This window comes from uncultured Bifidobacterium sp., from assembly GCF_945269915.1.
In the GTDB taxonomy this organism is placed as follows: Bacteria; Actinomycetota; Actinomycetes; order Actinomycetales; family Bifidobacteriaceae; genus Bombiscardovia; species Bombiscardovia indica.
Genome location: NZ_CALYOY010000019.1, coordinates 13,816 through 26,505, shown reverse-complemented (window position 1 = coordinate 26,505; position 12,690 = coordinate 13,816). Strand labels below are relative to the sequence as shown.

General features: G+C 63.8%; 12 protein-coding genes. 6 read left to right on the top strand and 6 right to left on the bottom strand.

Translation table 11 applies throughout. The features are described from left to right. Nucleotides 1-46 precede the first annotated feature (46 nt). Nucleotides 47-949 carry an SPFH domain-containing protein gene (locus Q0K62_RS04890; RefSeq protein WP_297316862.1) on the top strand — a complete coding sequence of 301 codons (903 nt, stop codon included), beginning with the start codon at nucleotides 47-49 and terminating at the stop codon, nucleotides 947-949. A 98-nt stretch (nucleotides 950-1,047) separates the two neighbouring features. Here the strand turns inward: Q0K62_RS04890 and Q0K62_RS04885 are convergent, their stop codons facing one another. Further along, nucleotides 1,048-1,899, bottom strand: a complete 852-nt coding sequence (locus tag Q0K62_RS04885) for a patatin family protein (RefSeq protein WP_297316861.1) — start codon at nucleotides 1,897-1,899, stop codon at nucleotides 1,048-1,050. A 27-nt stretch (nucleotides 1,900-1,926) separates the two neighbouring features. After that, the gene (gene murI / locus Q0K62_RS04880) at nucleotides 1,927-2,742 is read right to left on the bottom strand and encodes a glutamate racemase (protein ID WP_297316860.1); all 816 of its coding nucleotides are present in this window, start codon (nucleotides 2,740-2,742) and stop codon (nucleotides 1,927-1,929) included. 93 nt (nucleotides 2,743-2,835) lie between these two features. On the opposite strand from murI, the gene Q0K62_RS04875 reads away from it, so the two are divergent. Next, nucleotides 2,836-3,843, top strand: a complete 1,008-nt coding sequence (locus tag Q0K62_RS04875; protein ID WP_297316859.1) for a diaminopimelate epimerase — start codon at nucleotides 2,836-2,838, stop codon at nucleotides 3,841-3,843. Here Q0K62_RS04875 and Q0K62_RS04870 read toward each other — a convergent pair whose 3' ends face one another. Next, nucleotides 3,844-4,497 (bottom strand): vitamin K epoxide reductase family protein, encoded by a 654-nt coding sequence (locus Q0K62_RS04870; protein WP_297316858.1) that lies wholly within the window; start codon nucleotides 4,495-4,497, stop codon nucleotides 3,844-3,846. It abuts the gene before it with no gap. A 104-nt stretch (nucleotides 4,498-4,601) separates the two neighbouring features. Between Q0K62_RS04870 and Q0K62_RS04865 the strand changes: the two genes are divergently transcribed. Then, nucleotides 4,602-5,510, top strand: coding sequence for a PHP domain-containing protein (locus Q0K62_RS04865; protein ID WP_297316857.1), 909 nt, complete (start codon nucleotides 4,602-4,604; stop codon nucleotides 5,508-5,510). Between the two features lie 47 nt (nucleotides 5,511-5,557). Here the strand turns inward: Q0K62_RS04865 and Q0K62_RS04860 are convergent, their stop codons facing one another. Beyond that, nucleotides 5,558-5,797: a DUF3107 domain-containing protein gene (locus Q0K62_RS04860; RefSeq protein WP_297316856.1), complete on the bottom strand. Its 240-nt coding sequence runs from the start codon at nucleotides 5,795-5,797 to the stop codon at nucleotides 5,558-5,560. 61 nt (nucleotides 5,798-5,858) lie between these two features. Then, a complete protein-coding gene (locus tag Q0K62_RS04855; RefSeq protein WP_297316855.1) occupies nucleotides 5,859-7,694 on the bottom strand; it encodes a phosphotransferase in 1,836 nt (611 codons plus the stop codon). A 127-nt stretch (nucleotides 7,695-7,821) separates the two neighbouring features. Here Q0K62_RS04855 and Q0K62_RS04850 point away from each other — a divergent pair, with 127 nt between their 5' ends. Further along, nucleotides 7,822-9,330: an ATP-dependent helicase gene (locus Q0K62_RS04850; protein ID WP_297316854.1), complete on the top strand. Its 1,509-nt coding sequence runs from the start codon at nucleotides 7,822-7,824 to the stop codon at nucleotides 9,328-9,330. 116 nt (nucleotides 9,331-9,446) lie between these two features. On the opposite strand, the gene Q0K62_RS04845 is transcribed toward Q0K62_RS04850, so the two are convergent. After that, nucleotides 9,447-11,105 carry a zinc-dependent metalloprotease gene (locus Q0K62_RS04845; RefSeq protein WP_297316853.1) on the bottom strand — a complete coding sequence of 553 codons (1,659 nt, stop codon included), beginning with the start codon at nucleotides 11,103-11,105 and terminating at the stop codon, nucleotides 9,447-9,449. A 92-nt stretch (nucleotides 11,106-11,197) separates the two neighbouring features. Between Q0K62_RS04845 and Q0K62_RS04840 the strand changes: the two genes are divergently transcribed. Next, nucleotides 11,198-12,073 carry a S16 family serine protease gene (locus Q0K62_RS04840; RefSeq protein WP_297316852.1) on the top strand — a complete coding sequence of 292 codons (876 nt, stop codon included), beginning with the start codon at nucleotides 11,198-11,200 and terminating at the stop codon, nucleotides 12,071-12,073. Nucleotides 12,074-12,156: 83 nt separating this feature from the next. Beyond that, the gene (locus tag Q0K62_RS04835; protein ID WP_297316851.1) at nucleotides 12,157-12,570 is read left to right on the top strand and encodes a DUF3052 domain-containing protein; all 414 of its coding nucleotides are present in this window, start codon (nucleotides 12,157-12,159) and stop codon (nucleotides 12,568-12,570) included. Nucleotides 12,571-12,690: the final 120 nt, after the last annotated feature.

The window sequence follows — 12,690 nt, the reverse complement described above, 5'->3', positions numbered from 1 at the left end:
CCTGGAGTGGGGGCCGTGGGCCGTTCGGAATCAAAGGAGCAGGAAGATGGGTTCTGGTATCGCAATAGGCCTTTTGGTCATCATTCTGTTAGGTCTCATGCTGAGCATATTCGTGGTGCCACAGCAGCAGGCCTACATCATTGAACGGTTCGGCAAGTTTCACCGGGTGGTCCTGGCCGGAATCCACGTCAGGATCCCCCTTGTCGACAGGGTGGCCACCAAGACCAACCTCAGGGTCAACCAGCTCAACGTGAAGCTGGAAACCAAGACCAAGGACAACGTCTTCGTCACCGTGGAGGTATCCACACAGTTCCGCGTCGAGGCGCAGAACGTGGCCACGGCATACTACGAGCTGGGCGACCCGGCCGGGCAACTCCGCTCCTACATGGAAGATGCCCTCCGTTCCGCCATCCCCTCCCTGAGCCTGGATGACGCCTTCGCCCGCAAGGACGATATCGCCTCCGACGTGCAGCAGACCGTCGGCCAGGAGATGCGGCGCTTCGGCTTCTCCGTCATCAAGACCCTGGTCACCGCCATCGATCCCTCAGCCCAGGTCAAGCAGGCCATGGACTCCATCAACGCCGCACAGCGTGAGAAGGAGGCCACCAGGGAACGGGCCGCAGCCAGGAGGATTGAAATCGAGACCCAGGCCAGCGCCGATGCGGAGAAGACCCGTATGCAGGGTGAGGGCCAGGCCAACTACCGGCGCGAGATCGCCAACGGTATCGTCGATCAGATCAACAGCCTGAAGGCCGTCGGCATGGATATCGACGCAGTCAACAACGTGGTCTTGTTCAACCAGTATCTGGATGTGATGCGGTCCATGGCCGAGTCCGACAATGCCAAGACTCTCGTGCTGCCTGCTGCGACCCCCGGTGGGTACAACGAGCTCTTCAACCAGATGGCCACGGCCATGATGACCGCCCAGTCCACCCAGGATGAGCGGTAGGGCAGAATCGTCAATCACAGTTCGCCCGCTGGTTGGGTGAGCGGGTCAGTCGTATTCCGTAAGCAGGTCGATCAGGTTCGGTGATCGGCCTGCGGGCTTCAGCCGACCAGGAAGTCCTTGATGGCCTCGGCACTCCGGTAGCCCTTGTCGTACATCTCATTGAGCCCTTTCAGGGACTTGCTGAGGGTGGTCAGTCCGCAGAGGCTGTCGGGGGCCAGGATCAGGACCTTGCCCTTCTTCTCGGCCTCCTTGGCCAAGGCCACCTCGTCGTTGTAGGTCTTGTAGCGCTCCATGAGCCGTTCGGCGGCGGCCGGGTAGGTCCTGGCAAGGATCCTGGCCGGGAGGACGTCCTTCTTCTGCTCGCGCAGGATGTCCCGCTGACGGGTCAGGACCAGGACGATGCGGTCATAGCCCTCGTCCAGGGCCTTCCGGACCGGAACCGGGTCGGCGATGCCGCCGTCCAGGTAGGGGATCCCGTCGATCATGTAGGCCTTGTTGGCCACCGGCACCGAGGATGAGGCCTTGAGGATGTCGTAGTTGTCCTGGGCCAGGTCGGACTTGTCGAAGTAGGTTGCCGAGCCGTCCAGGGCATTGCAGGCCACGACCGTGAACCCGGCGGGGTTCTTCATCAGCGCCTGGTAGTCCAGGGGGTTTTCCCCGTCGTGGGCCGAGAGGGTTCCGTAGACGTAGTCCAGGTTGACGAAGCTGCCATCCTTGACGAAGTTACCGGCCCCGGCGTATTCCCTCCTCGAGGAATAGACCGTGTAGAACTTGTAGCACCGCCTGAGCTGCCCTGCCAGGAAGGAAGCCAGATTGGCGCTGCCTGCCGAGACCCCGTAGCAGTGGTCGAAATTGATGCCCTCCTCCATGCAACGGTCGAAGACGCCGGCGCCGAAGATGGAACGGTACCCGCCGCCCACATCGATGACAGCTGTTCGGTTCGTTCCCATGAGACACCTCGTTTCGTCGATTGTCCCCTACAGCTTATGCGCGGATGATGGACAAGCCCGGCCCCTGCCCGACTCGAGCAGATGGCGGGAGTACTCGAGCATCCGGGCAGAGGGATCCGAGTTGGCGATGAGTATCCTGCCCGGGGCCCCATCATCCTTCAATTGACCGGACTCGGCAAGGAGATTCCGGAGGTGTCTGGCCGTTCCCCCGTTGCCGTCTATCAGGGCCAGTCCGGGTGGGCAGATTCTGGCGATTCGCCCCCGGAAGAAGACGAAATGGGTGCATCCCAGGACGATCGAGTCCATGGTGTCCAGGTCGTACCGGTCCAGGTACCGGTGGAGGGTGGCATCGACCAGGTCATGGTCATCCAGGTGGCCGGACTCCACAATCCGGACCAGGTCCGGACAGGGCTGGGTGAAAATCGCGTGGGTGGCCTTGAACCTGTCCATCAGGCGGGAGAACCTGTCCTCCTTCAGGGTCAGGGGGGTGGCCGCCACGATGACCCGCTGGGGGCGTCCGTCGCCCCGTTGGCAGGCCAGCTTCAGGGCGGGCTCCATGCCGATGATGGGGACCGGGTAGCGCTGCCGCATCTCCTCCACGCAGACGCTGGTGGCCGTATTGCAGGCGATGACCATGGCCTTGACGCCCTGGTCCATGAACCGGTCGCCAATGGCCATGCAGCGTTGGGCCACTGCCTCGGGAGACTTGGTTCCGTAGGGGGCATTGGCCGAGTCGCCGAAGTAGTGCAGGTCCTCGAAGGGGAGGAGGTCATGGATGCAGGCGGTGACGCTCAATCCTCCGAGTCCGGAATCGAAGATCCCGATCGGTGCCCCTGAACCCATCTGGCAGCTCCTTTCCAAGCTGAATGACAAGCCTATCCTGTCGGTGAATGGCCGTACCCTACAACCATGAGTATTCCCCGGACTGTTTACAAAATGCATGCGACGGGCAACGATTTTGTGGTCTATGAGGATCCCCAGGGGAACCTGGAGCCCAGTGCCGACCAGGTGCGTTGGCTCTGTGACCGGCATTTCGGGGTCGGTGCCGACGGGGTGATTCGCCTGGCCCATCCCCGGGACGTCAGCGACCTGGACCAGGAGGCCATCGAGGGGTGCGACCGGTTCGGCTGCCAGTGGTTCATGGACTACCGAAACGCCGACGGATCCCTGGCCCAGATGTGCGGCAATGGCACCCGCGCCATCACCCTCTTCGCCCAGAAACAGGGGCTGGCACCGACCATGGAGGGGTCGTCCTTCCTGCTCGGCACCCGGGCAGGGGTCAAGCGCATCGTTTCCCGCAGCCCCATGTCCGACGACGGTGGGCATGTCTTCACCGTCAATATCGGGGCCTGGACGATGGGCCCCCTGGGCGGTCGGATGGTGGACGGCGGTGCCCTGGACGGCTCGGCTCCGGGAACCCTGGTTGACATGGGCAATCCCCATGTGGTGGTCCTGGCCGGGTTGGGAAAGGGCCCTGTCGGGAGTGGTTCCGACGTGGCTGGAGCGGATGCAAGTTCAGGCGTCTCCGTGCGGAATCCGACCCCGGCCGGTCTGCCTGAGGCCGTCACCACACTCCTGTCCAGGAGCGACCTGCCCGACCTGGACGAGTTGGATCTCGAGAAGCAGCCCAGTGCCCATCCTGGTCTGGAGGAGGGGCAGAACATCGAATTCCTTCGTCTGGAATCCATGGATTCCCAAGCCGGAAGGGGTCATGCCGCCATGCGGGTCTATGAGCGTGGCGTCGGGGAGACCCTGTCCTGTGGGACCGGGCTCAGCGCCAGCGGTGTGGTGCTCAGGGCCCTGACCGGGTTGGACCACTGGACCATCCGTGTGGGCGGCGGTGTCCTGGGCGTGGATGTGGACGATCAGGAGGTCCATCTGACCGGTGAGGCCAGGCTTGTGTCCCGTCTCACCCTGGAGGACATTCCCCGGAATCTGACCTGATCACCCGAAGAGTGCCGACCCTTCCGTGACCAGGATGATGGTGGTCAGGGCCACCAGCCAGACCAGGTCGACCATCAGGTCGAAGTGCAGACGGTAGTAAGTACGTAGCCCCCGCCCCAGACCGGGCAGGCGGCCGGTTTGCGAGGGAAGTCCCTGGACGGTCACGGTGGCGTGACCGAAGGCCATGAACTGGATGCTGGTGGAGGCCATCAGGACCAGGCACCAAGGGCAGAGGGCCCTGATGACGAAGACCGACTGGGTGAAGAGCCAGGTGGCATAGGCCAGGGCCAGGAGTGAGCCGAACCAGGTCAACCCGGCCAGCCAGGAGGGGAGCCTGACCCCGCTCAGGCCGACCACGGCCAGGGTCAGGAAGGCCGCCTCGGCGACCAGACCCAGGAAGGCGTTGGGGATGGGCAGGGTGCCCAGGTGAATCAGTTCGGCCTGCCAGGACTGGGCCACGGTTGAGCAGGAAACCACGGAGTTGATGTCGCAGCTGAGTCGTCCCTGGGGGTTCCGGGCCAGTTGGAGGGTCTCCGCCGACAGGATCAGGCTGGCGAAGAGGGCCGCCAGAGAGGCGATGCCGGCCATCAGATAGGTCCAGACATGCCCATGGCGCCAGCCCGGTGAGGTTGTTCCGGAATTCCGCTCGCTCATGGCCACCACCTCGGTAGGTCGGAATGGTCCCGAAGAAGGTGCAACTCCTGCAAGGGGAGTGCTCGCTCAGGGCGTTGATACGAAAACGAGTTTAGGATGGAGGCATGACTCATGAGACAGGGGTGAACCCCGACCTGGACCAGGACGGGCCGGGGTGGGACCTGCACTGCCATACGGTGTTTTCCGACGGGACCATGACCCCCGCGCAGATGGTCGCCCTGGCCGGGAAACGAGGGCTGGCAGGCCTGGCCATCACCGACCACGACACCAACGCCGGCTGGGAGATGGCCGCGCAGGCCGCGGAGGGGGCGGGGATGCCCCTGCTCCTGGGCACCGAGATCACGGCTGAGGACCGGAACGTTTCGGTCCATATGCTGGCCTACCTCTATGACTCCGAAGACAAGGTCATAACCAGGCTTTTCGAGCGGACCAGGCGGGCCAGGCTGACCAGGACCAGGACCATGGTCGACAGGATATCCCGGGACTACCCAATCACCTGGACGGATGTGCTCGACCAGGTCAAGGAGGGTGGCCGGACCACCGTCGGCCGTCCCCATATCGCCGACGCCCTGGTCGGGGCGGGGGTCTATCGCGACCGGAGCGAGGCCTTCGCCGGGGTCTGTTCCTCCTCCAGCCCCTATTATCTGCCCACCCCGTCGCCCACCACCCACCAGGTGCTGAAGGCCGTCAAACATGCCGGTGGGGTCGTGGTCATCGCCCACCCGGGTGCCACCAAGCGCAACCCGGTCCTCCTCAGTGACGAGCAGATAGGAAACCTGGTCAGGGAGGGGTTGGACGGCCTGGAGGTCCGGCACCGCGACAACCCGCCCGAGGAGCGCGAACGGCTGCTGGCCCTGGCTGAACGCTGGGACCTCCTGGTGACCGGCGGGTCCGACTGGCACGGTGATGGCAAGCCCAACGAACTGGGGGAGAACCGTACCGGTGCCCCGGTGGTGGAGCGGATTGTCCGTCGGGCATACGGAAGCAGGCCGGTGGGGTATCCCTCGGAGTGAGGGTCTTTACCGGCCTGCCAAATACCGCATGTGGGGTCTGACCAATCTCAGTCGGTGGCGCCACCCAGGGCGCCGAAGCCCACCGGGTGGGTGGTGTCCGAACCGATGACCGCATAGCCCAGGGCATCCTTGGGGACGATGATGTGACGGCCCTTGTCGTCGACCAGATCGATGGGGCCTCCTGCGCTCAGGGCCTGGCTGATGTGGGCGGCCACCTCTTCGGCCTTGGCGTCCATGCTGAAGTTGACCGTGCGGGCCACGTTCCTGATGCCGAATTCAATATCCATCTTTGCCTCCAAGGATTCCGCCTGCCCTGTAGGCGAGCTGGCGGGCAATATGCTTGTTTCATTATTCGCTGGCGGGGTCGATTACGCCCTGAGCGTCGTTCCTGTCCTGACGGACGATTCCATCCGTGGTCCTGGTCGGTGTCTCCTTCGGGTCGGGCTTGCGGGGCATGACAATGGTTTCCGTGCCGGTCAGGGGGAATTCGTCGGAAGCCTCATCGTGGGCGGGTCCAGCTTCCTTCTTGCCGGCTTGGTCCCCATCGGCGGCTTCCTTGACCTGAGAGGATTGATCATCCTGTGAAGGGTTCTCGTCCTGTGTGAGGTTCTTCTCTTGTGCGAAGTCCTCATCGGCGGATTCCACGTCCGGGGAGGGTTCCTCCTCCTGGTGCTCATCTGAACGATCTTCGCTGTTCGGGAGTTCATCGTGGTTCAGATCAGGGTGCCTGTCCTGATCGGGCAGGCCAGTATCCGCCATTGTTCCCGCATCCCCCGGTTTGTCCGCCCCAGCGTTCTTTTCGTCATCCGTGTTCTCATCGTGTTCGTCGGCGACACGGGCCTGGCCGGTAGCCGGATTGGTGATCTGGGTCTCCGCCTGTACCCTGGCCGACATATGGTCCATGGCGGTCTGGGTCTGGGCCAGATCGACCATGTCGACCTTGCTGATGGCAACGGTGACCGAGCTGTCGCCTGCAGGTTCGTCCACCCTGTCCTCATCGGCCCGGGACTCGTTGGTCTTTTCCTCCGGCCGGACAATGTGGGTCCGGTCATCTGATTTGGTCCCAGTGTCAGCCGAGGATCCATTCTCGGCGGCCTCGGACGTCCCGTTCGATCCGGTTGTGCGGGGTTTGGCCTCGTCCTCTCCCTTCAGGAGGGTTCCCACCGTAATCGTCGATGGGGCGGACCCGGCTCCGGGCTTGGCCGCCTTATGGTCCTCATGGGCACGGCTGGCCTGCTCGTGGTCGCTGAGCTGCTGGGCCAGGCGTTCCACCTGGGCCTTGAACTGGATGATGCGTTCGTTGTCGGCCCGGTCCAGGGCCGTGATGAACTCGCCCACCTGTTCCATCTGCAGCCAGAGGTTGGCCCGGAGCATGATCAGGTCGTCCAGCCGTGAGCCCACCATCCGTCCGTAGGCGGCGATGACCGCATTGCGGCGGGACCCGTCCAGCTTGGAGAAGATCCAGGCCAGGTCGCGGGCGGGATCATTGACCTGTATGTCTTGCCACCCGTACACGGCGCTCAGTCCGGAGTCCGCAAAGAGAAGGTCGCCATCCGAGAAGCCGCCGTGTACCGTGCAGGTGTCGAATGACCAGAGTCCATCCGTTTCGACGATGGAGGCCCAGCTGTCGGTGATCTCTTCAGGGACGTGGCCGTCCTTGCGCAGGCGCTTGATCCACCCCTGAAGCTGGGATGAGATCTGAACCGTCGTAAAGGCGGGATACCGGTGCTCCTTGAGGAAGTCCGGCCGGATGCGGTGGATGGCCCCGATGGCCGTTCCCGCGGCCGTGCACTCGTTGACGGTCAGCAGATGGAGGGGGCGGATCCTGCCTGGGCAGTGCCGCATGACGGTGACGCTGACCCTGCCGGTGGGGCTGGTCTCGCTCAGCCCCGGTTCATAGGCCAGAACCTGCTCCACCCGGAAGCCCATGGCGGCCACTTCCTTGGCGTCCTCCAGGGCTCGGGCCGCCTTGACCCGGGCCGCCATGCGCTGCTTGCCGACTTCCTGGTCGGCTGCCCATACATCGTAGGTGTTCCCCATGGAATCCTGGACCACAGCAGAGCTGATCCCCTCGGCCCGGTCCATGTGGCTGATCTGATCACAGTCCCTGGCGCCCGTCATCTGCACATCGGGCATGGCTGCGGAAGCCAGTGCGGCCAAGGTCAGCTTCGTTTTTTCACTCACACTCCCAAGGATAATACAAGCGACGGGCTTCCAGAAGGCGGAGGTCGTCGGGGTCTCCTCCCGGGAACCTTTGACCACATGGACACCATGGCGAGCGTCGGACGGGGCGGTTTGACACAATGGGGGTGTGCATGAAGATCAGGAGAACTCATTGGAGGGTCTGGACCGGTTCCAGAGGGAGGCTGTTCTCAGTCTGGACGGCCCGGTCAGGATCATAGCCGGGGCCGGTGCAGGAAAGACCCGGACCATCACCCACCGAATCGCCTATGCCTGCGCCCGCGGGAGTTGGGATCCCTCCAAAACCCTGGCCGTCACCTTCTCGGTGAAGGCGGCGGCCGAGATGCGTTCCCGGCTCACCGCCTTGGGGGTGCCGGACTCGGTCAGGACCGCCACCTTCCACTCGGCGGCCTTCCATCAGCTCCGTCAGGTCTGGGACCAGGTCAGCTCTTCCCATTCACCCACCCTGATCCAGGACCTGAGACCCCTGGTGAAAACCGCCTACCAAAGGGTCTGCGGCCAGGAGGAGGCCGACCCGGGCCAGGTGCGCGACCTGGATGCCGAGATCAACTGGGCCAAGGTGGGGCTGATCGCCCCCCAGGATTACGTTCGCGTCTGCGCCGCCACCCACCGCACCCCACCGGCGGGGCTCGACCCCGACCGGATGGCTGACCTCTATTCGGCCTTCGAGTACGACAAGTCGGCCCATAACCAGATGGACTTCAACGACATTCTCCTTCTGGTCTGCCACATTCTCCAGGAGGAGCCCGAAGCGGCAGCCGTCATCAGATCCCGTATCCGTTGGATAACCGTGGACGAGTACCAGGATGTGTCACCCCTTCAGCACCGTCTGCTGAACCTCTGGTTGGATGGCCGTGACAATATCTGCGTGGTGGGCGACCCCGCCCAGACCATCTACTCCTTCGCCGGGGCCGCCTCCTATTACCTGCTCGATTTCCCCGAGGAATTCCCGGGTATGAAGGCCGACATCCAGCTGAACACCGACTACCGGTCCACGCCCCAGGTGGTCAACTATGCCAACAGGGTCCTCTCCAAGTCACCCGACCGGGGTGACTACCTGAAGCTGAAGTCGGCCAGGGAGGCAGGCAAGCGGATCGGGACGACCAGGTACCAGGATGACCGGGAGGAGGCCCAGGGGGTGGCCAAGCGGATAGAACGGCTCATCCACGGAGGGGCCGATCCCGGGCAATGTGCCGTCCTGACCAGAATCAACGCCCAGCAGCAGATCATCTGTGCCGCCCTGCATGAGCGGGGCATTCCCTACCGGTTGCGGACTGATTCAGGCTGGTTGGGCCAGACCATACCCGAGGTGGCTGCCGACGCAGGCAAAGAGGCAACCCTTGATGACCTCCGGCAGGCCAAGGCGCGTGGCCAGGTGACCGTCTCGACCATTCATGCGGCCAAGGGGTTGGAATTCGGCCATGTCTTCCTGGTCGGCTGCTCCGAGGGGCTCCTTCCCTTCGGTTCACCCAGGGAGGGTGACGACCTGGAGGAGGAGCGCAGGCTCATGTATGTGGCGGTGACCAGGGCTGAAGACACCCTGCACCTGTCCTTTGCCGAGAAGAAGGACCCGGCCTCCTTCGCCAGACGTTCACCCAGTCGTTTCGTTCAGAGGTGATATGACCTCCGGCCCGACTCGGATGATGGTGGGTTTGAGAAAGGACAATCTCCTGGCCGTGGTTGCGGCATGACCGTACACCGCAAGCATTCGGTCACACCCGCTGAGAGCGCGGACTACAGCTGGGAATCCCCATCCGCGGGGTGACCATCATCCTGATCGGGGTCGGTACCGGGGAAACCTGCTTGATTCTCGGTGCCGTGAGAGGGGTCGTCTCCCTTATCCGGTGGCTCGTTCCTCCCCTCGGAATCGTCGATGCCGTCATGGTTCCCGTCTGCCCTGCCGCCCGGTTCCGGGGTGGAATCGGTGCCATGCTCTCCGTTGTCATCGTCCAGGAGCCTGGCCAGCTCGGCGTCCCAATCCACCGAGGTGGGGGCGGAGGTCCGCCCTTCGGCCCGGTCCGTAACGTCTGGTCCTGATTCAACCTGGCCATCGTTGCCTGACCGGTCATCCGACTTCTCCCCGGGTAGGGTGGGGAGGAGGTCGGGATGCGACCACATGGCGTCGCGCTGTGCGAAGCCCAGCTTGCCGGTCTCTTTCTCCCATAGCTCGGCCGCTTCACGCAGACGCTTGGGATGGAGCCTGAGACCGAGCAGGGACTCAAAGGTCTGTTCTGCTGGTCCGCCCACGGCGCGCTCGCGCCTGGTCATCTCACGGAGCTGCTCCAGGTGGGGGATGTGTGCCATACCTGCGTTCCAGACCACGCAGTCCACCCAGCCATCGGCCTGGGCCAGGAGGATCTCCAGGCTGTGCAGGGCCTCCTCCTGCTCGGGGGTGTCCTCGATGCCCACATTGCTCAGGTTGATGGCCCCGGCGATGGATTCCGGATTGAACTCGGTGGCCTCGCGCAGCTGTTCCTCCATGGCGTCCAGGTCGATGGAGACCCCACGGGCGTACTTGCCGATCAGGGCCTCGAAGCGGGGCATCAGCCAGGGGACCGAGGAGAAGAGGCGGGCGTGGGCGGCCTCCTGGAGGGCCAGATAGCTCATGACCTCGTCCAGGTCCAGGTCGAGGGAGGAGGCGTAGGACTTGATGTTCTGCGGAATCAGGGCTCCGGCGGGGTTCTTCAGGAGGGCCACGCCCTGATCGAATCCGCCACGTACCTCCTTGGAGAGCTCGCCGGCGGCCTGGCCGAGTTGCATGGCGAAGGAGGTGTTGCCCAGGAGCTTCATCAGGGTGGCCGGATCCTTGAGGTTGTCCGGCAGGGGAATGGGGACCGGCCCGGCGAACATGCCGGAGATCTCCCCCTCGGGGAGCCCTCCCAGGCGCTCGCCCATGACCGCGGTCAGGGCATCGCTGACGGCCTGGGCCACGGGGGAAGCGAACTGGACCCAGGAATCGATGCTGCCCTCGATCCAACCGGCCCGGGTCAAGGCATCGGCATGACCGGGGGCCGGGTCGAAGGCGCAGACGGAATCCAGCCAGAGGTTGGCCCCGCTCATGATCCTGGACACCCGGTCTCCGTCCCCGGCCGTCACGGTGGTGTCCGACTGGTCGGATGAGGTCTGCGCCAGGGCTATGGACTTGGCGAGGTTGACGTTGATGGGGCCCTCCTGGGCCTGGTTCTCCATGTCGGCCGGGGTATTGAGGCCACCTGCCGTGAAGGCCTGGATCAGGGCCTGCACCTCCGACGGCTCGGGGAGTTGGGAGGGGTCCTGGGCGGCCATCCGGGAACGGACGGACTCGGGCAGCTGAGAGAACTGCTTCCAGGCCAGCTCGCCCTGGAGGGGGCCAAAGCAGTCAATCAGCCATTGGTGGATTGCATTCTCGTCCATAAGGTCGTTCCAGTCCTCGCAAATCGGGTGACGATGCAGAAAGTGCACCGTCTGAACAGTTTATCGTCTCCTTCTCCCATAATATGGGAGCTATGACACATATGCATGGGAAAGAGGGAATCTCCGCCACAGGCGCACCCGGGGCCGGGGAAACCTCCGGTCGCAGGCTGACCAGGCGAATCCTGGCGAGTGTCCTTCTGGTCCTCCTCTCCCTGGTGATTCTCTGCCTGCCCAGCCCCTATGTGATCGAGACCCCCGGGCCCACCCAGGATGTGCTGGGCAGGAGTGGGTCCAACCCGGTCATCTCGATCAAGGGGGCCAGGACCTACACCGGGACCGGCAGACTCCTCCTGACCACCATCAATGCCGACGGACTGCCCGGTTCGCCGGTCACCAATCTGGAGACTCTGGTGGGATGGGCCAACCCCAAGGCCATGGTCATGCCCAAGGAGGCCGTGATTCCCCAGGGACAGACCCTGGACGAGTACCGCAAGCAGGAAGCCAGCGATATGAACGGCTCCCAGGATGCGGCCGCCAAGGCGGCCCTGTCCTTCCTCAGGTCCAGGGGGTACCAGACCGACGGCATCAGCATCGGCATGCATGTGGACGACATCGGAGGCCCCTCGGCCGGCATGATGTACACCCTGGGCGCCATCGACAAGCTGACCCCCGAGGATGAGACGGGCGGCAAGACCATCGCCGGAACGGGGACCATCGACGCGAAGGGTGCCATTGGTCCCATCGGAGGCATCGGTCTGAAGCTGATGGGCGCCAAGCGGGATGGGGCCACCTGGTTCCTGGCCCCCAAGGACAACTGCAAGCAGGTGGTGGGGCATGTGCCCGAAGGGCTGCGCGACGTCCGGGTGGAGACCCTGGACCAGGCCTACGATGCCCTGGTGGCCATCGGTCAGGGCAGGGGAGGGAGCCTGCCCCATTGCATGGTCGATCCGGGCACTGAAACCAAGTGACCCCTCCGGCCGCCGGATTCGGGTCGGTGTGAAAACGCAGGCTTGCAATTGGTGAATTCCAGCAGTTTTGTTATGCTGAAATCGTGGCTGAGACTACCTATACAGCGGAAGAGTTCGGTTTCCATACTGGAGATATCGTCCAGGAGTGGATGTGGGATGACGATGTCGATGACGGCATCAGGACCCGAATCGAAGACCTGACCGGTGAAGAGCTGGTGGATGAGGATTACGACGCAGCTGTTGATGGCGTGATCATCTGGTGGCGTGACGGCGATGCCGAGGATGACCTGGCAGATACCATCGTCGATGCCTCCGCCATGGTCAACCCCGGTGCCCCTTTCTGGGTCCTGACCCCCAAACCGGGCCGCGACGGGGCTCCCGCTCCCAACACCGTCTCCAATGCCGCCAAGACGGCCGGAATGAATGCCCTTATGCCCACGACGGTCAGCAAGGACTGGAACGCCACCCAACTGCGCGCCTTCGGCAAGGGCAAATAAGTACCTTTGCGGGGATTTCCGCTCCGCTTGATGTGCGAAGAGCAACCAGGCATTTCTCCTGTGGTGGTTTCTGCCGAATACCTATCATCAGGTGTGTTTCCGCGTGATCCCGTAGGACAC